This is a genomic window from Micromonospora sp. WMMA1949 (genome assembly GCF_027460145.1).
Lineage (GTDB): Bacteria > Actinomycetota > Actinomycetes > Mycobacteriales > Micromonosporaceae > Micromonospora.
The window spans coordinates 4,570,002-4,590,776 of the sequence record NZ_JAPZBG010000001.1 but is presented as its reverse complement, the minus strand read 5'-3'; the positions used below and the strand labels follow the sequence as shown (position 1 = coordinate 4,590,776).

The window sequence follows — 20,775 nt, the reverse complement described above, 5'->3', positions numbered from 1 at the left end:
GTGCGATCCGCGGACGCGCCCCGCCGGATAACTGCACGGCACCGGGCACTTGCTCCGAGCTTAACCACGGTTAGGCAGAAGTGCCCAGCTCAGGGACGGTTTTTTGAACTATCAGCCCGCTGTGGACGGTGCCGGCACGAGCGGCAGCACCAGTGCCGAGGGATGCTCGCGATCGTGGAGGATCTCCCGCCAGCCAGCACGGAGGGTCACAGCCGTGCCGAGTGGCTCGCCGGTGCCGGGGTTGCGCGCGTAACGCGGGTGGGCGCCACCGGAGACCTGCACCCGCAGGCGGTGGCCCGGCGCGAAGCGGTACGCCGTCGGCCAGAGCGTCACCGGCACGGTGACCACTCCGGACGGATCGCGCGGGAACCGCCCGGGCTCGACGCGGACCAGGCCGTCGCAGACGTTCCAGGAGCGCCCGCGCCGGTCCACGTCGCACAGACGCACGAACACGTCCAGGTACGACAGTTCGCTGCGCAGGTGGATCTCGGCGCGTACCGGCCCGGCCACCTCGACCGGCTCCCGCAACCGCTCGCTGGTGTACGTCAGCACGTCCGGGCGGGCCTCGACCGGCCGGTTGTCCACCGCGCCGGCCCGCTGAGCCACCAGCAGCGGGCCACCGAGCGACGGGGTGGGGTCGGCCGGGTCGTACCAGATCCGGTCCGGCGCGCCGTGCTCCTGCGGTTGCGCGGCCAGTCCGCCGCCGGATCGCAGGTGCCACCGGGTGGGCGTGGCCGGTGGCGGCCAGTCCGGCAGGTCGCGCCAGCCGCCGCCGGCGCCGCCGACGTGCACCCGCACCGGCGCGCGTTCCGGGCCGGGCCGTCCGGCCAGGTGGGTGTCGAGCCAGTCCAGCCCTTCCCGCAGCGAGGCCAGGAGCAGCCCGGGGCTGCCGTGCGTCCACGGCCCGACGACCAGGCGGGTATGCGCCCCGGCGGCCCGCAGGCGGGCATGGTCGTCGAGCTGGGCCGGCAGGAAGATGTCCTGCCAGCCGCTGACCATGGCCACCGGCGCGCGGACCTCGGTGATCCGGTCACCGAAGACCCGGGTACGCCAGTAGTCGGCGTCGGGGGTGTGGTGCCGCAGCCACTCCTGGAAGAACGGCACGGTGACGCCGGTGGCGACCCGGTCGGCCTCGGCCAGCGGCAGGTGCGCCAGCGCCCGGGCGAGCCGGGGCTGGCCGCGCTTGAGTTCCCACTGCCGGGCCAGCCAGGGCACCGTCTGCGCCTCGAGCAGCTCGGCCCAGGTGAGCACCGTGTCCAGCGCGAACGACTCCCCCGCGTACGTGGAGTCCCGGGTGGCCGACGCGGTCACCACGGCGACCATCGCGCGCAGCTCGTCGCCCGCCTCGGCGGCGAGCGCCCACTGCACGAAGCCCTGGTAGCTGGCGCCGAACATGCCGAAGGCGCCGGTCCACCACCGCTGGCGGCGCAGCCAGTCCAGCGTGTCCAGGCCGTCGTCGCGCTCGTGCACCAGCGGCGCGAACTCGCCGCCCGAGCCGAACGTGCCGCGGCACGACTGGATCACCACGTGGAAGCCCCGCTCGGCGATCAGGCGGCCGAGCAGCCGGATCGGCCCGCCCCGCCCGTACGGGGTGCGGATCAGCACGCACGGCGCGGCGGCCGGGCCGGGCGCGTAGTGGTCGGTGCGCAGCGTCACGCCGTCGCGTACCCGGACCGGGATGTCCCGGGTGACCGCGACCCGCCCGGTCCGGGCGGCGGGCAGTCGCAGCACCGCGGCGGCGGCCCGGGTGACCAGCCGCACGATCAGGCGTCTCCGGAGGCGGCGCCACGGCGGGGCGCGGCGCGGATCTCGTCCCGGTGGGTGCGCATGGAGTGCACCATCTCGGCCATGAACCGGTGCACCACGGCCAGCTCGTCGTCGCTGAAGCGGTCCATCACCTCGTCGGTACGGCGGCCCAGCGGCCCGAAGAAGCTCTGCGCCAGCGTCGCGCCGCGGTCGGCGTAGTGCAGGAGGATCTTGCGACGGTCGGCGGTGTCCCGGTCGCGCCGGATGTGCCCGCCGCGCTCCAGCCGGTCGACCAGCGCCGTCACCGAGCCGGAGGAGAGGTTGAGCGCCTCACCGAGCCGGCCGGGGGTGATCGGGTCGCCCACCAGCTCGGCCTCCATGACCGCGATCAGCGCGTACAGGTCGGTGGCGTTCAGGCCGTGCAGCCCGGCGAACGCGTGCCCGATGTGCTGGGCGTCGACCGAGTAACGGCGCAGGTCGTTTGTGATGTCGGCGACCATGCGCCCGCGCGGGTCGTCGCGTCGCCGATACATCCTGTGCGCCGCCACCGCTTGCCGCCACCCCCTGTCGAACAGTTCCGGTTGCAGCATAGAACCACCCCGGATAATCTCGCTCATCAAGATACTCGTTCAAAGAGAATCCCCCGCGACCAACATGTGAGGGCATCAGATGTCTCTGTTCACCCGCGTCGTCCGGGGCCGGCTGGCCGCCTGGCTCACCCTGGCCGCCGCGCTCGTCGTCGGCGTGGTCGCCTTCGGGCTACCGAAGCCGGACAATCCCGAGCCCGTCTCCGGCACCGGCCTGTCCGTGGAATGGCAGTCGACGCAGGTCGAGCGACTGCAGGACCAGTTGCCCTCCAAGGACGCCCAGACCGCCCTGGTGGTGGTCAGCCGCGCCGACCAGGCCCCGCTGAGCGGAGCCGACCGAGGCGTCCTCGACGGCCTCGGCGGCGAGTTGAGCTCGCTCGCCGCGGGCGGACGGGTCTCCCCCGCCCAGGTCTCCCCGGACGGCACGGTGGCGCTGGTCGCGGTGCCGCTGTCCACCGAGGGCGGCCCGTCGGCGGTGGTCGACGAGGTGGAGAAGCTCCGCGAGGCGGTCGGTGACCTGCCCGGTGAGCTGACCGTCGAGGTCACCGGCGGGCCCGCGTTCACCGCCGACCTGGGCAAGGTGTTCCAGGGCGCGGACACCACGCTGCTGCTGGTCACCGCCGCCGTGGTGGCGGTGCTGCTGCTGGTCACCTACCGCAGCCCGTTCCTGTGGCTCGTACCGCTGCTGGTCGTGGGCGCCACCGAGCAGATCACGCTGCGCGTGGTGGAGTCCCTCGTCCCCGCCTTCGGCATCTACCTGCCCAGCGGGCAGGTCACGGGCATCGCCAGCGTGCTGGTGTTCGGCGCCGCCACCAACTACGCGCTGCTGCTCATCGCCCGCTATCGGGAGGAACTGCGCCGCGAGGAGGACCGGTTCGCCGCCATGCGGCGCGCGCTGCGCCGTACCGCCGAGCCGATCCTGGCCAGCGGCAGCACCGTCGTCCTCGGTGTGCTCACGCTGCTGCTGTCCGAGCAGGAGACCAACCGGGCGCTCGCCATCGCCTGCGCCACCGGTGTGATCCTCGCCATGCTCTCCGCGCTGTTCGTGCTCCCTGCCGCCCTGCTGCTGTTCGGCCGGGGTCTGTTCTGGCCGTTCATCCCCCGCGTCGGCAGCGCCGCCCGCGAGGGCCGGATCTGGGGCCGCCTCGGCGAGCTGGTGGTCCGCCGGCCGCTGCCGGTCGCCGCGCTCGCCGTCCTGCTGCTCGCCGGCCTCGCCCTCGGCGGCCTCGGCATCCGCACCGGGCTGTCCGAGACCGAGCAGTTCAGCGAGAAGCCCGAGGCCGTCGCCGGAGCCGAGACGCTCGCCCGGGCGTTCCCGGCCGGCAGCACCCAGCCGGTCGCGGTGCTCACCACCCCGCAGGCCGCGCAGGCGGTCCTGGCCGCGGCGAGCGGCGTCGACGGGGTCGCCTCGGCCCGCCCCGGCGCCGCCGGGGACCGGGTCGCCCAGATCGACGTGGTGCTCACCGCCGAGCCGGGCAGCGCCGCCTCCGACCGGGCCGTGGTGGCGCTGCGCGACGCCGTGGCCGCCGTACCGGACTCCGCCCCGCCCGCCGTGGACGGCGCGGACGCCCCCGACGGCGCCCTGGTCGGTGGTTCGGTCGCCGCGACGTACGACTCGGCCGAGGCCAACACCAAGGACCTCAAGCTGATCCTGCCGCTCATCCTGCTGCTGGTCGGCGCGGTGCTGGTGCTGCTGCTGCGCGGGCTCCTGGCGCCGCTGCTGCTGGTGCTCACAGTGATCGCCTCGTTCTTCGCCAGCCTCGGCGCGGCCTGGCTGCTCTTCGACCACGTGCTGGACTTCCCGGCGCTGGACAGCGGGGTGCTGCTGCTCGCGTTCGTCTTCCTGGTGGCGCTCGGCGTCGACTACAACATCTTCCTGGTCACCCGGGCCCGGGAGGACGCCCGGCGCACCGGCACCCGCGACGGGATGCTGTCGGCGCTGCGGGTCACCGGCGGCGTGATCACCAGCGCCGGCATCCTGCTGGCCGCGGTGTTCGCGGTGCTCGGCGTGCTGCCGCTGATCACGCTGACCCAGATCGGCATCATCGTCTGCATCGGTGTGCTGCTGGACACGCTGCTGGTGCGTACGGTGCTGGTGCCGGCGCTGGCGTTCCTGCTCGGCGACCGGTTCTGGTGGCCCGGACGGATCAAGCGGGACGCCGACGCGCCCGCCGCGACGCCGGCCGAGCCGGTCGCCGCGCGGGACTGACCAGACGGGCGGGGGCCGGCGCGTACGCGCCGGCCCCCGCCCGTTCGTCCGTCCGCCCGTTCGTCGGTTCGCTCAGAAGCTCAGGCACTCGCACTCGGTCATCAGCGCCCGCACGTTGCGCACGTACTGCGGGTTGGGGATGGTCAGCGGCTGATCCTCCCGCGCCACCGCGCCGTGCCCGTAGTTGTAGGCCGCGATCACGGCGTTGAGCAGGCAGGAGTTCAGCTCGCTGGTGCACAGTGAGGCGTCGAGCCGGTAGTCGGACTCGAAGTACATGTCGCCGATGTACTTGGTCAGCCAGGCCAGGTAGGTGCCGCCCAGGTAGGCGTTGTCCCGGTAGGCGTCGATGTCGTACGACTGGCCGAACCGCTGGTTCATCCAGTCCGCCGTGGCCGGCATGACCTGCATCAGCCCGACCCCGCCGTCACAGGCGATGATGTTGGACTGCCACCCGCTCTCCTGCCAGGCGGTGGCCTTCAGCAGCGCCGACGGGATGCGGATGTCCGGCGCCGAGGTCGGCCAGTAGGTACGCGCCGCGGCGTCGGCGAGCGCCGCCTTCACCTGGCTCTGGCTGGCCTTGGTGCCCCGGTAGCTCGGCTTGCAGCCGTCGTCGGCCGGCTTCGGTGGCGCCGGTGGCACCTGGGTCTCGGTCGGCGGCTTCGGCCGGGCCAGCGGCGCCGTCGACGTGCGGGACGGCTTCGCCCGCGGCTTCGGTTTCGCCGACGCGCTCGGGCTGGGCCGTCCACCCATCGCCGCAACCGCCGGTGGCTCCTCGCTCGGCGCGTCGGCGGGCGCCTCCTGCGGCTGGTCCGCCGACGCCGCCGTGGGCAGTTCCACAGCGACCTCTCGCACCGGCCGTTCCTCGTCGCCGCACGCCGTCAGCGTGCCTGCCGCGAGCAACGCCACCACTGTCACGGCCCACCGGCCGAGTCCTCGCCGCATCGGACCTCCCCGTAGTCCTCGTCGGCGCACCCTAGCAAGGATCGACAGGTCCGCGGGGTACCCGAAACGCGGACCGGCGGCCCCGGGGCCGGGGCGGCGGCTCCCCCGCCACCGCGTCGGCCGGACCGTCGTCCGGCTCCGCGTACGCGGTCCGCTCCTCCCGGTCCACGCCCGCCGGACGCTCGTCCCGCTCGGCCAGGCGGTTCCGGGTCGCCCACGCCACCACGAAGACGGTCGTCCAGGCCAGGCCCAGCAGAACCGCCGTGACGGTGCCGCTCGCCGTGCTGAAGCCCAGATAGAGCCGCGCGCCGGTGACCGTGACCACCCCCGCCGACGCGGCCGTCCACACCGCCGCGCCCACCGGCCAGCGGGCACCCCGCGACAGCAGCCAGGCCAGCGTGCCGAAGCTCGCGGTCACCACCGCGTTCTGTGTCGGGAACAGGTCACCGGGGCGGTCCGGGCCGCCCGGACCGGTCAGGTCCGCGACGACGACGAGCAACACCAGCGGTACGGCGGCGCCGGCAGTGCCCAGCACTCCGAGCGGGTCCGCCCGCCACGCCCGAGCCCGCCGCGCCACCACCGCGGCGACCAGGGCGACCGCGGCGATCAGCACCCAGCCGCGCAGCACCGACACCGCCAGCAGCGCCGTGTCGACCACCCCGGGGGTACGCCGGGCGGCGAACCAGTCGGCGACCAGCCCGTCGAGGACCCCGAGCCCGCTGTGCGCGACGACCGCCTCCAGCAGGACCGCCACGGCCAGCCCGGCGACGAACAGCAGCGCCAGCCCCAGCGCCAGGTTGATCAGCAGCGTCCAGGCCGGGCCGACCCGCATGGCGACCAGGAAGAACAGCACGCCGTACCGGGCCCGCACCCAGCGCAGCGGCGGCAACGCGGCGGCCCGCGCCGCCAGTGCGCGTACCGGGTCCGGGTTGCGCCCCAGCCAGCGGCCGGCGAGCACCACGGCGAGCAGGCACAGCAGCAGGGCCAGCACCGCACCGGTGGCCCGGCCGAGCAGCTTCGACACCCGCTCGTACGACTCACCGGCCAGGTATCCGGCCAGCACCGAGGCGCCGACCCAGCTCGCCACCCCGGCCAGGTTCCACGGCGCGAACCGCCGGTACGGCATCCCCGCCGACCCGGCCAGCCGGGGCGCCAGCGTGCGGGCGAACGCGATCCAGCGGGCCGCGAGCACGCCCCGGCCACCGAGGCGCTCCAGCAGCGAGTCGGCCCGCCGCCACCGGTGCGCGCCGATCCGGGCGCCGACTCCCGAGGCGCGCAGCCGGGGGCCGTACCGGCGGCCGGCCCGCCACGCGAGTGTGTCTCCGATCACGGCGGCGGCGGTCATGGCCACCAGCACGGGCGCGAGGCGCAGCGTGCCCGCGTACGCTAGGAAGCCGACCAGAAGCAGGGTCGCCTCGCCGGGCATCAGCAGCCCGACGATCACCGCGGTCTCCGCCGCGACGATCGCCGCGGCGGCCAGGTAGATCAGCAGGGGCGGCAGCTCCTGCAGCCAGCTCAGCAGGTCAGGCATCGGACACCCCGCACGGGTGTCAGCATGCCAGTCGCTGGAACGGTCGGCACAGCACTTTCGACGCAGATCCGGGTTGTCTCGGGGTGACCCCGAGGCGTGCCCCGGCAACCGTAGACAGGAGTATGGAGGGTATGCAGCTACGCACCGACCTCCGCAACGTCGCCATCATCGCCCACGTCGACCACGGCAAGACGACCCTGGTCGACGCCATGTTGCGGCAGGCCGGCGCCTACGGCGCCCGCGGTGAGAACACCGAGCGGGTCATGGACTCGATGGACCTCGAGCGCGAGAAGGGCATCACCATCCTCGCCAAGAACACCGGCGTGCGGTACCTGCCGGCGGACGGCTCGGAACCGGTCACCATCAACATCATCGACACCCCCGGTCACGCCGACTTCGGCGGCGAGGTCGAACGCGGCCTGACCATGGTCGACGGTGTGGTGCTGCTGGTCGACGCCAGCGAGGGCCCCCTGCCGCAGACCCGGTTCGTGCTCCGTAAGGCGCTGCGCGCGCGGCTGCCGATCATTCTGGTGATCAACAAGGTGGACCGTCCGGACGCCCGGATCAAGGAGGTCGTGGACGACACGTACGAGCTGTTCCTCGACCTGGACGCCGACGAGGAGCAGATCGACTTCCCGATCGTCTACGCCTGCGCCCGCGACGGCATCGCCTCGCTGACCCAACCCGCCGACGGCGCCGTCCCGGACGACAGCAGCAACCTGGAGCCGCTGTTCCGCACGCTGCTGGACACCATCCCCGCGCCCGCCTACGACGAGGGCGCGCCGCTGCAGGCGCACGTCACCAACCTCGACGCCTCCCCGTTCCTGGGCCGGCTCGCGCTGTGCCGGGTCCGCCAGGGCACGATCAGCAAGGGCCAGACCGTGGCCTGGTGCCGCACCGACGGCAGCACCCAGCGGGTACGCATCTCCGAGCTGCTGATGACCGAGGGCCTGGAGCGCAAGCCGGCCGAGTCCGCCGGGCCGGGCGACATCATCGCCGTCGCCGGCATCCCGGAGATCATGATCGGTGAGACGCTCGCCGACGCCGAGAACCCGGTGCCGCTGCCGCTGATCACCGTGGACGAGCCGGCCATCTCGATGACCATCGGCACCAACACCTCGCCGCTCGTCGGCCGGGTCAAGGGCGCCAAGGTCACCGCCCGGATGGTCAAGGACCGGCTCGACAAGGAACTGGTCGGCAACGTGTCGCTGCGGGTGCTGCCCACCGAGCGGCCGGACGCCTGGGAGGTGCAGGGCCGTGGCGAGCTGGCCCTGGCGATCCTGGTCGAGCAGATGCGCCGCGAGTCCTTCGAGCTGACCGTCGGCAAGCCGCAGGTCGTCACCCGGGAGATCGACGGCAAGACCTGCGAGCCGGTCGAGCGGCTGACCATCGACGCCCCGGAGGAGTACCTGGGCGCGATCACCCAGCTCCTGGCCACCCGCAAGGGCCGGATGGAGCAGCTGGTCAACCACGGCACCGGCTGGATCCGGATGGAGTGGCTGGTCCCGGCGCGCGGCCTGATCGGCTTCCGGACCGAGTTCCTCACCGAGACCCGCGGCACCGGCATCCTGCACCACGTCTTCGAGTCGTACGAGCCGTGGTTCGGCGAGCTGCGCACCCGCAACAACGGGTCGCTGGTCGCCGACCGGTCCGGGTCGGTCACCGCGTTCGCGATGACCAACCTCCAGGAGCGTGGCCAGCTCTTCGTCGAGCCGGGCACCGAGGTGTACGAGGGCATGATCGTCGGTGAGAACTCCCGCTCCGACGACATGGACGTCAACATCACCAAGGAGAAGAAGCTCACCAACATGCGCTCGTCGACCGCCGACGAGACCGAGAAGCTGATCCCGCCGCGCAAGCTGTCGCTGGAGCAGGCGCTCGAGTTCTGCCGCGAGGACGAGTGCGTCGAGGTCACCCCGGCCGCGGTGCGCATCCGCAAGGTGGTGCTGGACCAGACCCAGCGCGGCCGGATGGCCGCCCGCCGCAAGCACGCCGGCTGACGCACCGCCCGCTCACGAGCCCCACCCGGAGCCCGGCCCGCCCCTCGGCGGACCGGGCTCCCCCTTTCCACCGCCCCCCGCTCCCCGCTCCCCGGTCGCCGGTCGCCGGTCGCCGGTCGCCGGTCGCCGGTCGCCGGTCGCCGGTCGCCGGTCGATCATGAAGTTGGCGGCAGTTCTGGAGATCAAGTCCGCCGCCAACCTCATGATCGACGGGGTGAGCGGGAGATCTTGGTACGAAATGGCCCCCATAGGGGCGCATTCCTTCCAAGATCTTCCGCGTGTCTCGTTCTGCGGACGCGGATCCCGTTGCTTGGGATCGGACGGCGACGAGGGCGGCTGGTTGGGGGCAAGGCAGGAGCGAGGTGAAGGGGCGGAAGTGGGTCGCCGGGCTACTGCGAGGGCAGGGCGGCAGCGGAACCTCTCCGCCGACGGATGAGCGCGGTGACGGGCGCGCGAGACGACGCGACGGGTGCACGGCTGCGCGACGGATGCGAGACGGCGAGACGCGCCACGGGCCGGCCACCGCGCGACCGGACGCGGGACGGCGTCACGGTTCCCGCACCGCGCCACGGACGCGAGACGCAACATGGGCCGGTGCCGCGGGAACGGGCGCGGGACGAAGTCACGGCGGCGGGGTCAGTGGGGCTTCGTGGCCTCCAGGGCCAGCACGTCGGGGACAGGACCGGAGCCGGACTCGACCACCCGGGTCAGCCGCAGGCCGGCGGCCGTCACGGCGTTCAGCAAACCGGCCAGGGGCAGGTGCCAGGCGCCCACCCGGGCCCGGACGCCTACCGAGTTCCACGAGCGGACCGTGCGCTCCCGCGAGGCGTACCCGCCGTCGATCACGATCCGCTCCGGCTCGGACCGGTCGGCGAACGCACCCACGAAACACGGGTGCACGCCGACGTGCACCAGCCGCCCGCCGGGTGCCAGCACCCGCGCCGCCTCGGCGACGGCCGCCGGGTAGTCCGGCATGTCGGTGTGCGCGAGCACGCAGACCACCGCCGGTACGGCGCCGGTGGCCAGCGGCAACGCTGTCGCGTCGGCCCGGGCCACCGGCAGCCGGGCGCGGGCGTGGCGCAGCTGCCCGCCGGACAGGTCCACCCCCACCGGTGTCCACCCGAGACGGTGCAGTTCGGCCGCGTGCGCCCCGGTGCCGCAGCACAGGTCCAGGCAGCGACCCGGGCCGTCACCGAGCAGGTCGGCCAGCACCGACCGGACCCGGTCCATGTAGACCGACGAGGTCTCGCTGGCGTACTCCTCGTACCAGTCGGCGATGTCGTCGTACAACGGGGTCGTCATCTCCGCACGTTAGCCCCGCACCGGGCCCGCCGCTGCCCCGCAGATCGGCTACGGTGCCCCCATGACCTGGGAGGAGCTCGACGCGCACCTGGACAAGGTGCCCGGCACCGTCTCCGCGTACGTGGGCCGGCCCGGCGCGCGACCCACGTGGACGCGGCGGGCCGACGCCACCCACTACGCGGCGAGCACCATGAAGCTGGCGGTGCTGGTGGCGCTGTTCCGGGCCGCCGAGGCCGGCCGGCTCGACCTGGACGCGCCGGTGCCGGTGCGCAACTCGTTCGACTCCGCGCTGCCCGGTGCACCCCGGTTCGCCAACGCCCGGAACTACGACAACGACGAGGCGGTCTGGGACCGCGTCGGCGGTGAGGCGCCGCTGCGCTGGCTCGCCGAGCGGATGATCATCCGGTCCAGCAACCTGGCCACGAACATCTGCATCAGCAAGGTGGGGCTGCCCGCCGTGGCGCAGGCGTGGGCGCTCGCCGGTGCCCGGCACAGCGTCACCGGCCGCGGCATCGAGGACTTCGCCGCCCGCGACTCCGGCGTCGACAACCTGGTCACCGCCGCCGACCTGGCCGCCCTGCTCGGTGAGCTGGCGCTCGGCGCGACCCGGCCCGGCCCGCTCGCCTCGCCGTCCGGCTGCGCCGCCATGCTCGACGTGCTCGTCGCCCAGGAACACCGCGAGGACCTGGCCGCCGGGCTGCCAGACGGCACCCGCATCGCGCACAAGAACGGCTGGGTGCGAGGCGTGCGCCACGGCGCGGGCGTGGTGTTCCCGGACGACGCGCCGCCGTACACGATCGTCGTCTGCACCACCACCGACCTGGCCGACGGCGGCGCGGACGGCGACGAGGTCTCCGACGACGCCTGCCGGCTGATCGCGCACGTCTCCGAGCGGGTCTGGGCTGCGCGGCACGACCTGGCCGGCTGACCCGGCTACTCCAGCAGCCGCCCGCGCACGGCCGCGGCCGGCTACTCCAGCAGCCGCTCGCGCAGCGCCGCGCGGTCCGCGTCGGTTACCCCCAGACCGTCGCGCAGGTACGCGTCGAACGAGCCGTGCGCGCGGCGCACCTCGTCGTAGGCGGCGTCCAGGTATTCCGGGCGCACCTCCAGCAACGGCCGGGCCACCGCCGGATCCAGGTCCGGCCGACGCTCGATCATCGCCGACAGCAGCACCTCGCGCAGGCTCTCGGTCAGCTCGTTGTGCACCAGGTAGTCGGCGCGGATCGCCTCCTCCTCCACCCCCAGCGCGGTCAGCAGCACCACCGACAGCCAGCCGGTGCGGTCCTTGCCGGCCGAGCAGTGGAACAGCAGCGGCAGGTTCGCGCCCTCGGCGGCGAGCCGCACCGCCGCGCCGAACCCGGCCCGCGCCGACTCACCGGTGACGAACCAGCGGTAGATCGCCGTCATCGCCCCCGGCATGCCCTCGCGGGCCAGCGCCGCGTACGCGTTCAGGTCGTGGCCCTGCAGCACCGCCGAGACGTACGTGAACACCGGGTGTGCCGCGTCGTAGACCGGCAGGTGCACGGTGCGGGGCTCGCCCACCAGCCGGTCCGGCGGGGCCACCGCCTGCTCGTGGACGTCGCGCAGGTCCACCACGCACGCCGGGCCGAGCTTGCCCAGCACCGGCAGGTCCTCGTCGGTGAGGCGGCCCAGCGCGGGCGTGCGGATGAGCCGCCCCGCGCGTACCCGCCGCCCATCGGTCGTCGGCAATCCACCCAGGTCGCGCGCGTTCGGCGCGCCCACCAGCTCCCAGTCCCGTCCGGCCATCGGCCCTCCCCTGCTCGCCGCCAGTTGGCTATAGGGTGCCCCACATGACGATCGCCGCGGTACGCACCCACCGGCTCTCGGCCCCCTTACACACCCCGTTCGTCACCGCGCTGCGCCGTACCACCACCGTGGACACCCTGCTCGTGGAGGTGATCGACGGCGACGGCCGGTCCGGCTTCGGGGAGGCGCCGCAGGTCTGGCAGGTGACCGGCGCGTCGGTGGCGGGCGCCGAGGCGTGCGTACGCGAACTGCTCGCGCCCCTGCTGATCGGCCGCGACGCCGACGACCTCCAGGCGGCCGGCGCGCTGGTGCGCCGGGCCGTCATGGGCAACGAGTCGGCGAAGGCGGCGGTCGACGTGGCGCTGCACGACCTGGCCGCGCGGCGGCTCGGCGTACCCCTGGTGCGTCTGCTCGGTGGCACGGCGCTGCGCGTGCCGACGGACGTCACGCTGGCCGCCGGCGACGCGGTCGACCTGGCCGCGACGGCGGCGCGACGCGGCGCCGAGGGGTTCACCGTGCTCAAGCTCAAGGTCGGCACCGACGCCCGCGGCGACCTGGACCGGGTCCGCGCGGTGCGGGCCGCGGTCGGCCCGAACGTGCGGATCCGGCTGGACGCCAACCAGGGCTGGACGCCCCGGGAGGCGGTCCGGGTGATCCGCGCGATCGAGGACGCGGGGCTCGACGTGGAGCTGGTCGAGCAGCCGGTGCACCGTCGCGACCTGGACGGGCTGGCCTGGGTCAGTGACCGGGTGGACGTGCCGATCCTGGCCGACGAGTCCGTCTTCGACGTACGCGACCTGGTCGAGGTGATCCGGCGGCGGGCCGCCGACATGGTCAACGTGAAGCTGGCCAAGTGCGGCGGCCTGCAGCCGGCCCGCACGCTGCTGGACCTGGCCGCCGCGCACGGCATGGGCACCATCGTCGGCTCGATGATGGAGGGACCGGTGGGCGTCGGCGCCGCGGCCAGCCTGGTCGCCGCCTGCGGCACCACTGCCGTGTCGGACCTCGACGCCGCCTGGTGGCTGGCCTGGTCGCCGGTCGCCGGCGGCATCCGGTACGAGGACGCGAGCGTGCTGCTGCCGGACGCGCCGGGCCTGGGCGTCACCGGGCTGAGTGAAGCTAAAATTCAGACAACTGCTTGAGCAACGTCAGAATCTTTCATATGGTCGCCCCGACGACCACCGCAGAGAGGGGTACGCGTGGCGCCTCAGCCCGGCCGCCGGGCCGTCGTACGGGTACCGGTGGCGACCCTCTGGACCGCGCCCGAGGCGGTACGCCCGGTCGACTGCCCCGCCCTCGCCGGCTCCCCCAACGTCGCCGCCTGGGTCGCCGGCATGGACCGCGACCAGCTCGTCGGTGACTGCGTCCTGACCCAGCTGCTGCTCGGCGAGCCGGTGCGTGTCACCGAGACCCGGCCCGACGGCTGGGTGCGCGTGGTGGCCCTGGGCCAGCCGGCGGCGAAGCTGGGTGCCGACGGCTACCCGGGCTGGCTGCGAGCCGCCCACCTGGCCGACACCTCCGACGCCGATCCGGCTCGCATCGTCCCCGCCGGCACCACGTCGGCCGGCACCACTCCGGCCGGCACCACTCCGGCCGGCATCGCTCCGGCCGGTGCCGGTCACTCCGGTGCCGGTGCGACCGGAAGCGATCGGGCAGCCTTCGGACCGGCCGCTTCCGGGCCGGCTGTCCCCGGGCCGGCTGCTTCCGGGCGGGCCGCCTCCGGGCCGACCGCCTCCGCGCCGACCGCTTCCGGGACGGCGGCCGACGGTCCGCTGACCGTCGACGTCGCGCACACCGCGTTGCGCACCGAGCCGGACGGCGACGCGGCCCTCACCGGCGTGGTCCTCGGCACCCGCCTCACCCCGGCCGGGCCGCCGGTGGACGGCACGCGACCGGTGCGCGTACCCGGACGGGCCGACCCGCTCTGGGCCCCGGAGAGCGACCTGGTGCCGCTGCCCGCCGAACGCCCGGAGGCCGAGAAGGTGCTCGCGGTCGCCGAGCGGCTGCGCGACCTGGTCTACGTCTGGGGCGGCATGTCCACCGACGGCATCGACTGCTCCGGGCTGGTGCACCTGGCCTGGCGGCGGTACGGGATCACGCTCCCCCGCGACGCCGACGACCAGGCGGCGGCGACCTCGCGGGTGCCGTTGGACGCCGAACGCCCCGGCGACCTCTACTTCTTCGCCCGGCCCGGCCGGCGCATCCACCACGTCGGGATCGTGTCGGCCGAGCCGCGCGGCGGCCGGCGCCGGATGCTGCACGCCTGCTACCTGACCCGCCGCGTGGTCGAGGAGGAGCTGCCGGCCGACCGGACCGCCACCCTCGTCGGCGCTCACCGCGTCTGACCCCCTGACACGCGTCGGGGCGCCCCCGGCACGGAGGCGCCACGACGGTACGGGTGGGTCAGCGGCGGGCCTGGGCCAGTTCCCGGCGCCGGTCCCGCGAGGACTTCGCCAGGCTCGCCGCCGTCGCCACGGCCAGGGTGCCGAGGATGACGGTGAGCGAGAGCCAGATCGGGATGTGCGGGGCCCAGCCCACGTGCTCGCCGCCGTTGATGAACGGCAGGTTGTTCTCGGCCAGCGCCTCCAGCACCAGCTTCACGCCGATGAAGCCGAGCACCACGGCGAGGCCGTAGCTGAGGTAGATGAGCCGGTCCAGCAGGCCGCCGAGCAGGAAGTAGAGCTGCCGCAGGCCCATCAGCGCGAACACGTTGGCGGTGAAGACCAGGTACGGCTCCTGGGTGATGCCGAAGATCGCCGGGATGGAGTCCAGCGCGAAGATCAGGTCGGTGGTGCCGATCGCGATCATCACGACCAGCATCGGGGTGAACAGGCGCCGCCCGTGCTCGTGGGTGGTCATCCGCGCGCCGTCGTAGTCCCGGGACAGCGGCAGCGCCTTGCGGCTCCACCGGATCAGCAGGTTCTCGCTGAACTCGTCCTCGTCCGGCTCGCCCTGCCGGGCCAGGTTCACCGCGGTGTAGATGAGGAACGCGCCGAAGATGTAGAACACCCAGGAGAACTGGGAGATCAGCGCCGCGCCGGCCGCGATGAAGCCACCCCGCATGACCAGCGCCAGGATGATGCCGACGAGCAGCACCTTCTGCTGGTACTGCCGGGGCACCCCGAACCGGGCCATGATGATCACAAAGACGAAGAGGTTGTCCACCGAGAGGCTGTACTCGGTGAGCCAGCCGGTGTAGAACTCGCCTGCGACGCGGCCACCGGCGGTCAGCCAGAGCACCACGCCGAAGATCAGCGCCAGGCCGACGTAGAAGCCCACCCACAGGCTGGACTCGCGGACGCTCGGCTCGTGCGGCCGCCGGCCGATGATGAACAGGTCGGCGAGCAGGATCGCGGTCATCGCGATCAGCGTTACCGCCCACACCCATGCGGACACGTTCAAATCCATCCTCCGGCAGACACGCTGCGTCGGTGCACACCGTACGCCGGACAGGGTGCCGGGGTGCGTCGACGCTGACAGGGGTGACTGTCGGAGGTCTCTTCCGCCGGAAACCGGGTGCCGGGTTCCGACCGGCGGAGCCGGGTCGAGCCACCGGGGGTGCCGGCGCTCTTCCGTGCTGACGACTCCGTCGCGGGGGAATACTCCCCTCCTCGGGCGCCATTGTTCACCATCACACCCAGGAGGCGCATCTCCGGGCTCTCGGTTGATCTCCCGACGTGCCGCGGCTCACGTCCCGCAGTGCGTCCTAGGAGGCTAGCTCTATCGGGTCGAGCGCCTGCCCCGGGACGTACCGGCGGTGGGTCGGCATGGCAGGCTGCCAGCATGGTTCTTGAGGTTGCGCTCATCGATGTGACGCCCGGACACGAGGACGAGTTCACCGCCGCCTACGCACAGGCGCGGCCGATCCTCGCCGGGGCCGAAGGCTGCCGCTCCGTGCGGATGACCCGGGGCGTGGAGTCGCCCAGCCGCTTCGTGCTGCTCGTCGAGTGGGACTCGGTCGAGGCACACGACGTGAACTTCCGCCAGACCGAGCGCTTCGCGCAGTGGCGCGGGCTGATCGGCCCGCACTTCGCCGGCCCGCCGCTGGTCGAGCACTTCATCGACGTTCCGGCCTGAACTGTCGTACCCCCGTCGTAGCCTGCGCGCTGCGCGGCCACCGGTCCCGTCGGGCGTCGGGGGCGCCGGGCCCGGTGGCCGCGCCCGACCGACGGCGGCCTCCGTGCCTCACTCCGACTCGTGCGGACCGCGCGGCCGGGGCACCGGCGCCGCGCCGAGCCGCCGGGCCACCAGTTCGGCGGACGCGTCCGGCGGCAGCGCCGCCGCCAGCAGCCGCTCGATGATCCGCTCGTAGTGGGTCACATCCGCCTCGGCGACCAGCCGCAGGTCGGTGGTGAGTGTCTCCACCAGGACGGTGCGCGGGTCCTCGGGGTCGGGATAGGCGTAGTAGGAGAACGGCGCCAGCGGGTGCGGTCCGTCACCGCTCGACACCGCTGACGGCAGCACCCGGACGCTGACGCGCGGCCGCTCGGCGAGGGCGAGCAGATGCCGCATCTGGTCGCGCCACACGTCCCCCGGCAGGCCGTCCGGGTCGCAGACGCGCTCGTCGACAAGTGCGGTGTAGTGCGGCGGGTCCGGCCGGATCAGCAGCTCCTGACGCGCCACCCGGGCGCGTACGTCGGCGTCCACGTTCACCTCCCCCGTCAGCGCCGCACCGGCCGACACGCGCAACCGGGCGTACGCCGGGGTCTGGAGCAGGCCGGGCACGAGTACGCACTGGTATTCCACGATGCGCTCCGCGCCCGCCTCCAGCTCGGCGTACGCCCGCTGGCGTTCCCCCATCTCGCCGAGCGCCTTCGACCAGCCCCGGCCGGTGGCGGCGTCGCGGGCGATGACGATCAGCTCGTCGCGCTGCGGCGGCGGCACCTCGTACACGTCGAGCAGGTCGAGCACGTCGGCCAGGTCGGGCCGGCTCTGCCCCAGCTCGATGCGGGACAGCTTCGACGTGGACGCCCAGCCGAGCCGGGCGCAGACCTGTTCCAACGTGAGCGACTCGCGACGACGCAGCCGGCGCAGCTCCACACCGAGCCGCGCCCTCCGGACCACAGGACTTGCTGACAACGGCATGCACGCCTCCCGGGAGGGAGCGTACGCATCACCGTCACGCTCGGCAATACCTCGCCCACACAGCGCAACCGGGCGGGTGGCGCGCTCAGGGCCGGTAGGTACCGAACGACCAGACCAGCCCGGCGAGGTCGCGGGCGGCGTAGTCACGGGAGCCGTAGTCGGTGTCGAACGGCGCCCGGACGATCTCCGCGCCGGCTGCCCGGGCACGCTCGTGGTGCGCGTCGACGTCGTCGATCGCCACGTAGACGCGGTAGTCGTCGTCGGCGGGCCGGGACCGGGGCGCCGGCCCCGGGCCGAGCATCACCAGGTCGTCGCCGTACGCCAGCTCGGCGTGGCCGATCGTGCCGTCCGGGAGTTCGTGGGCCTCGCGCACGGTGAAGCCGAACGCGGAACAGAGGAAACCGGCGGCGGCTCGCACGTCGGGGTACCGCAGGACCGGATAGATGCTTCGCATGACAGCCAGTCTGCCGCCGGGCCGGTCAGGCCGGATTGGACGAATGCGATCCGGGCGCGGTCAGCGCTGCCGGGGTGGCGCCGGCGAACTCGCGGAACTCCCGGATCAGGTGCGACTGGTCGTAGTAGCCCCACCGGGCGGCCCGCTCCGCCCACCCGGCGTCGTCCGGCACGGCGGCGTCCGCGGTGAGGAGCGTCCGGCCCAGGCTCGCGTACGCCCGCTCGAAGCGCAGCAGCCGGGCGACCGTCTTGGGCGGCAGGCCGAACTCCCGCCGGAACCGGACCGACAGATGGCGGCGGGACCAGCCCAGTTCCCCGGCGAGCGCGGCCACGCCGACCGCCGCGCCGCTGCCGCCCAGGCGCCGCCAGGCGGCCAGCAGGTGCGGGTCCACCGGCGCAGTGGCCGCCAGCCGTGCGGCCACTGCGGCGTCGAGCCGGGCGAAGCGTTCCGGCCAGCCCGGCGCACCGGCCAGTTCGTCGCGCAGCCGGGCCAGCCAGCCCGCCACCGCGTCGAGCGGCACCGCCTGGTTGGCCAGCTCGGCCAGCGGCAGCCCGAGCAGGCGGCGGGCCGCCGGTGCGGTCAGCAGCACCTGCACCCCGGTGCCCGTCCCGGCCGTCCGGGTGGCGCACCAGCCGTCGAACGGACCGGCCAGGAAGGCGTTTCCGGCGCACCCGCCCCGGCCGGGGGCGCGTGGGTCGGTCACCTCCATGGGGTCGCCCCAGCCGAGGATCAGCACCACGAACGCGCCCGCCACCTCCCGGCGCACCAGCGGGACGGGCGCGTCCTCGCGGTATCCGAGGTAGCGGTCCACCCACTGACGCAGCCGCGGGTCGGGGCGTGCGATGACGGCCTCGGTCAGCATCGCGCCACCCCGGCCGTCACGCCGGTCACCGGACCCCTGCAGCGTCCATCCCGCGGAGCTCCTTCTTGAGGTCGGCGACCTCGTCGCGGATCCGCGCGGCCAACTCGAACTGCAGCTCGCGCGCGGCGGCGAGCATCTGGTCGTTGAGCTCCTGGATGAGGTTGGCCAGGTCGGCCCGGGCCATCCCCTCGCGCGACGGGGTCGCGGCGGCACCCCGGCGGCTCCGCGTCTCCTTGACCGGCGCCTTGCCCCGGGACAACTGCCGCACGGCACCGCCGACGTTGCTGTTCTCGGTGTCCTCCGCCTCGCGGTAGATGTCGTCGAGAATGTCGTGGATCTTCTTGCGCAGCGGCTCCGGCTTGATGCCGTTGGCCTCGTTGTGCGCGATCTGCTTGGCCCGGCGCCTGTTGGTCTCGTCGATGGCGCTCGCCATCGACGGGGTGATCTTGTCGGCGTACATGTGGACCTGGCCGGAGACGTTCCGGGCCGCGCGGCCGATGGTCTGGATCAGCGACCGGCCGCTGCGCAGGAAGCCCTCCTTGTCGGCGTCGAGGATCGCCACCAGGGAGACCTCGGGCAGGTCGAGACCCTCCCGGAGCAGGTTGATGCCGACGAGCACGTCGTAGTCGCCCTTGCGCAGCTCGCGCAGCAGCTCGACCCGGCGCAGCGTGTCGACCTCGGAGTGCAGGTAGCGCACCCGGATGCCGTTCTCCAGCAGGTAGTCGGAGAGGTCCTCGGCCATCTTCTTGGTCAGCGTGGTGACGAGCACCCGCTCGTCCCGCTCGGTGCGCAGCTTGATCTCGTGCATGAGATCGTCGATCTGGCCCTTCGTCGGCTTGAGAACCACCTCGGGGTCGATCAGGCCGGTGGGCCGGATCACCTGCTCGACGAACTCGCCCTGGGCCTGCTCCAGCTCCCACGGGCCGGGGGTGGCGGAGAGGTAGACCATCTGGCCCACCCGCTCCAGGAACTCGTCGAAGCGCAGCGGCCGGTTGTCGGCGGCACTCGGCAGCCGGAAGCCGTGGTCGACCAGCATCCGCTTGCGGGAGGCGTCGCCCTCGTACATGCCGCCGATCTGCGGGATCGTCACGTGCGACTCGTCGACCACGGTGAGGAAGTCGTCGGGGAAGTAGTCGAGCAGGCAGTGCGGCGGGCTGCCCGGCAGCCGGCCGTCGATGTGCATGGAGTAGTTCTCGATGCCGGAGCAGAAGCCCACCTGGCGCATCATCTCGATGTCGTAGGTGGTGCGCATGCGCAGGCGCTGGGCCTCCAGCAGCTTGCCCTGCCGTTCCAGCTCGGCCAGTCGCTCGCCCAGCTCGGCCTCGATGTCGCGGATCGCCCGCTCCATCCGCTCGGGGCCGGCGGCGTAGTGCGTGGCCGGGAAGATCATCAGGCTGTCGACCTCGCGGACCACGTCACCGGTCAGCGGGTTGAGGTAGTAGAGCTTCTCGATCTCGTCACCGAACAGCTCGATGCGGACCGCCAGCTCCTCGTAGGCCGGGATGATCTCCAGCGTGTCGCCGCGGACCCGGAAGGTGCCGCGCTGGAAGGCCATGTCGTTGCGGGTGTACTGGATGTCGACCAGCCGCCGCAGCAGCTGGTCGCGGTCGAGCTCCTGCCCCACCTTCACCCGCACGGCCCGGTCGAGGTATTCCTCCGGCGTGCCCAGGCCGTAGATCGCCGAGACGGTGGCGACCACGATGACGTCGCGCCGGGTGAGCAGCGACATGGTGGCCGAGTGGCGCAGCCGCTCGACCTCCTCGTTGACCGAGGAGTCCTTCTCGATGTAGGTGTCGGTCTGCGGGATGTACGCCTCGGGCTGGTAGTAGTCGTAGTAGGAGACGAAGTATTCCACCGCGTTGTGCGGCAGCAGCTCGCCGAACTCCTTCGCCAGCTGGGCCGCGAGGGTCTTGTTGGGGGCGAGCACCAGGGTCGGCCGCTGGAGCCGCTCGACCAGCCACGCCGTGGTGGCGCTCTTGCCCGTGCCGGTCGCGCCGAGCAGCACCGTGTTGCGGTCGCCGCGCCGCACGCGACGCTCAAGCTCGTCGATGGCAGCCGGCTGGTCACCGGCCGGCTGGAACTCACTGACGACCTGGAAGCGGCCGTCGAGCCGGGGAATGTCGAGCGCCATGACACCAACCGTACGCCCGCGGTCCGACACTTCCGGCCACGACCACGGACCGTCCCTGATCGGCTTCGATATTCCCATTGTGTGGCTCATCTCACCGGTCTACCCTCGTACCGTAGGCCGCTCGCGGCGGCCGACCGGGCCGGTGATCGCCCCCTCGCG

Annotated in this window: 17 protein-coding genes; 6 read left to right on the top strand and 11 right to left on the bottom strand. The window is 73.3% G+C overall.

Annotated elements, in window-relative coordinates:
* Positions 1-111: 111 nt before the first annotated feature.
* Positions 112-1,761, bottom strand: coding sequence for a CocE/NonD family hydrolase (locus O7607_RS21745; protein WP_442929497.1), 1,650 nt, complete (start codon positions 1,759-1,761; stop codon positions 112-114).
* A 2-nt stretch (positions 1,762-1,763) separates the two neighbouring features.
* A complete protein-coding gene (locus tag O7607_RS21740; protein WP_269707055.1) occupies positions 1,764-2,279 on the bottom strand; it encodes a MarR family winged helix-turn-helix transcriptional regulator in 516 nt (171 codons plus the stop codon).
* A gap of 136 nt (positions 2,280-2,415) precedes the next feature.
* Between O7607_RS21740 and O7607_RS21735 the strand changes: the two genes are divergently transcribed.
* Positions 2,416-4,542, top strand: coding sequence for an MMPL family transporter (locus O7607_RS21735; RefSeq protein ID WP_269705002.1), 2,127 nt, complete (start codon positions 2,416-2,418; stop codon positions 4,540-4,542).
* A gap of 72 nt (positions 4,543-4,614) precedes the next feature.
* On the opposite strand, the gene O7607_RS21730 is transcribed toward O7607_RS21735, so the two are convergent.
* Both O7607_RS21730 and O7607_RS21725 read right to left on the bottom strand, forming a co-directional pair.
* Positions 4,615-5,484 (bottom strand): lytic transglycosylase domain-containing protein, encoded by an 870-nt coding sequence (locus O7607_RS21730; RefSeq protein ID WP_269705000.1) that lies wholly within the window; start codon positions 5,482-5,484, stop codon positions 4,615-4,617.
* Between the two features lie 31 nt (positions 5,485-5,515).
* Positions 5,516-7,015: a DedA family protein gene (locus tag O7607_RS21725; protein ID WP_269704998.1), complete on the bottom strand. Its 1,500-nt coding sequence runs from the start codon at positions 7,013-7,015 to the stop codon at positions 5,516-5,518.
* A gap of 131 nt (positions 7,016-7,146) precedes the next feature.
* Between O7607_RS21725 and typA the strand changes: the two genes are divergently transcribed.
* A complete protein-coding gene (typA, locus tag O7607_RS21720; protein WP_174535428.1) occupies positions 7,147-9,015 on the top strand; it encodes a translational GTPase TypA in 1,869 nt (622 codons plus the stop codon).
* A 636-nt stretch (positions 9,016-9,651) separates the two neighbouring features.
* Here typA and O7607_RS21715 read toward each other — a convergent pair.
* Positions 9,652-10,317 (bottom strand): class I SAM-dependent methyltransferase, encoded by a 666-nt coding sequence (locus tag O7607_RS21715; RefSeq protein WP_269704996.1) that lies wholly within the window; start codon positions 10,315-10,317, stop codon positions 9,652-9,654.
* A 61-nt stretch (positions 10,318-10,378) separates the two neighbouring features.
* On the opposite strand from O7607_RS21715, the gene O7607_RS21710 reads away from it, so the two are divergent.
* Complete coding sequence (locus O7607_RS21710; protein WP_269704994.1) at positions 10,379-11,245, top strand: serine hydrolase; 867 nt, start codon at positions 10,379-10,381, stop codon at positions 11,243-11,245.
* A 41-nt stretch (positions 11,246-11,286) separates the two neighbouring features.
* Here the strand turns inward: O7607_RS21710 and O7607_RS21705 are convergent, their stop codons facing one another.
* Entirely contained in the window at positions 11,287-12,084 is a 798-nt protein-coding gene (locus O7607_RS21705) for a tyrosine-protein phosphatase (RefSeq protein ID WP_269704992.1), read from the bottom strand.
* 44 nt (positions 12,085-12,128) lie between these two features.
* Here O7607_RS21705 and O7607_RS21700 point away from each other — a divergent pair, with 44 nt between their 5' ends.
* A complete protein-coding gene (locus O7607_RS21700) occupies positions 12,129-13,226 on the top strand; it encodes a mandelate racemase/muconate lactonizing enzyme family protein (protein WP_269704991.1) in 1,098 nt (365 codons plus the stop codon).
* A gap of 57 nt (positions 13,227-13,283) precedes the next feature.
* Entirely contained in the window at positions 13,284-14,429 is a 1,146-nt protein-coding gene (locus O7607_RS21695; protein ID WP_269704989.1) for a C40 family peptidase, read from the top strand.
* A 58-nt stretch (positions 14,430-14,487) separates the two neighbouring features.
* Here O7607_RS21695 and O7607_RS21690 read toward each other — a convergent pair whose 3' ends face one another.
* On the bottom strand, positions 14,488-15,486 hold the full coding sequence (locus O7607_RS21690) for a TerC family protein (RefSeq protein ID WP_269707054.1): 999 nt from the start codon (positions 15,484-15,486) through the stop codon (positions 14,488-14,490).
* A gap of 381 nt (positions 15,487-15,867) precedes the next feature.
* Between O7607_RS21690 and O7607_RS21685 the strand changes: the two genes are divergently transcribed.
* A complete protein-coding gene (locus O7607_RS21685) occupies positions 15,868-16,161 on the top strand; it encodes an antibiotic biosynthesis monooxygenase family protein (RefSeq protein WP_269704988.1) in 294 nt (97 codons plus the stop codon).
* 108 nt (positions 16,162-16,269) lie between these two features.
* On the opposite strand, the gene O7607_RS21680 is transcribed toward O7607_RS21685, so the two are convergent.
* From O7607_RS21680 to uvrB, 4 genes are all read right to left on the bottom strand, one after another.
* Positions 16,270-17,169 carry a DUF5753 domain-containing protein gene (locus tag O7607_RS21680; RefSeq protein WP_269704986.1) on the bottom strand — a complete coding sequence of 300 codons (900 nt, stop codon included), beginning with the start codon at positions 17,167-17,169 and terminating at the stop codon, positions 16,270-16,272.
* 85 nt (positions 17,170-17,254) lie between these two features.
* Complete coding sequence (locus O7607_RS21675) at positions 17,255-17,623, bottom strand: VOC family protein (RefSeq protein ID WP_269704984.1); 369 nt, start codon at positions 17,621-17,623, stop codon at positions 17,255-17,257.
* A gap of 25 nt (positions 17,624-17,648) precedes the next feature.
* A complete protein-coding gene (locus O7607_RS21670; protein WP_269704982.1) occupies positions 17,649-18,485 on the bottom strand; it encodes a helix-turn-helix domain-containing protein in 837 nt (278 codons plus the stop codon).
* Between the two features lie 25 nt (positions 18,486-18,510).
* A complete protein-coding gene (uvrB, locus tag O7607_RS21665) occupies positions 18,511-20,616 on the bottom strand; it encodes an excinuclease ABC subunit UvrB (protein ID WP_269704981.1) in 2,106 nt (701 codons plus the stop codon).
* Positions 20,617-20,775 lie beyond the last annotated feature (159 nt).

Coding starts and splice junctions, on each gene's coding strand:
- O7607_RS21740 (WP_269707055.1), bottom strand. CDS start 2,279: ATGTATCGGCGACGCGACGACCCGCGCGGGCGCATGGTCGCCGACATC.
- O7607_RS21735 (WP_269705002.1), top strand. CDS start 2,416: ATGTCTCTGTTCACCCGCGTCGTCCGGGGCCGGCTGGCCGCCTGGCTC.
- O7607_RS21730 (WP_269705000.1), bottom strand. CDS start 5,484: ATGCGGCGAGGACTCGGCCGGTGGGCCGTGACAGTGGTGGCGTTGCTC.
- O7607_RS21725 (WP_269704998.1), bottom strand. CDS start 7,015: ATGCCTGACCTGCTGAGCTGGCTGCAGGAGCTGCCGCCCCTGCTGATC.
- typA (WP_174535428.1), top strand. CDS start 7,147: ATGCAGCTACGCACCGACCTCCGCAACGTCGCCATCATCGCCCACGTC.
- O7607_RS21715 (WP_269704996.1), bottom strand. CDS start 10,317: ATGACGACCCCGTTGTACGACGACATCGCCGACTGGTACGAGGAGTAC.
- O7607_RS21710 (WP_269704994.1), top strand. CDS start 10,379: ATGACCTGGGAGGAGCTCGACGCGCACCTGGACAAGGTGCCCGGCACC.
- O7607_RS21705 (WP_269704992.1), bottom strand. CDS start 12,084: ATGGCCGGACGGGACTGGGAGCTGGTGGGCGCGCCGAACGCGCGCGAC.
- O7607_RS21700 (WP_269704991.1), top strand. CDS start 12,129: ATGACGATCGCCGCGGTACGCACCCACCGGCTCTCGGCCCCCTTACAC.
- O7607_RS21685 (WP_269704988.1), top strand. CDS start 15,868: ATGGTTCTTGAGGTTGCGCTCATCGATGTGACGCCCGGACACGAGGAC.
- O7607_RS21680 (WP_269704986.1), bottom strand. CDS start 17,169: ATGCCGTTGTCAGCAAGTCCTGTGGTCCGGAGGGCGCGGCTCGGTGTG.
- O7607_RS21675 (WP_269704984.1), bottom strand. CDS start 17,623: ATGCGAAGCATCTATCCGGTCCTGCGGTACCCCGACGTGCGAGCCGCC.
- O7607_RS21670 (WP_269704982.1), bottom strand. CDS start 18,485: ATGCTGACCGAGGCCGTCATCGCACGCCCCGACCCGCGGCTGCGTCAG.
- uvrB (WP_269704981.1), bottom strand. CDS start 20,616: ATGGCGCTCGACATTCCCCGGCTCGACGGCCGCTTCCAGGTCGTCAGT.